The organism is Paraburkholderia sp. SSBN10T (assembly GCF_056619545.1).
The window spans coordinates 1-350 of the sequence record NZ_JBWQQI010000081.1 but is presented as its reverse complement, the minus strand read 5'-3'; the positions used below and the strand labels follow the sequence as shown (position 1 = coordinate 350).

Annotated in this window: 1 pseudogene; it reads right to left on the bottom strand. The window is 62.9% G+C overall.

From position 1 onward, the window contains the following. Positions 1-350 (bottom strand): annotated as a pseudogene (locus AC1ECK_RS36715) (hypothetical protein); the annotation flags it as partial.

The following is a 350-nucleotide window of genomic DNA, read 5'->3' as shown; positions in this document are numbered from 1 at the left end:
TTGCCGACCATCTCAACGGCGCGGGCGCAGGGCGGTACGTCCGCGCGTACGTGTGTCGGTCGCGGTTGACGATCGGCACGAGTCGCCCGTGCTTCACCGCCTGCTTGAGGATGCGCTCGATCCCGGGATTGTCGGCTGGGATGTCCCAATGAACGACGTTGAGGTGGTCACGCATGAAAGAGCAGATCGCATCGATGTCGGTGCAGATCAGCCGCCGGAAGTCATAGTTGGGGCGGAAATAGTGGTCGAAGGTACGCAGGTCGTCCTCGAACTGCTGGAGTTCGTCGCCCTTCATGAAGGAGAGCCAGTCACCAGACGGGCTGCGGTAGTCGCCGGCCGGCACCAGTTCG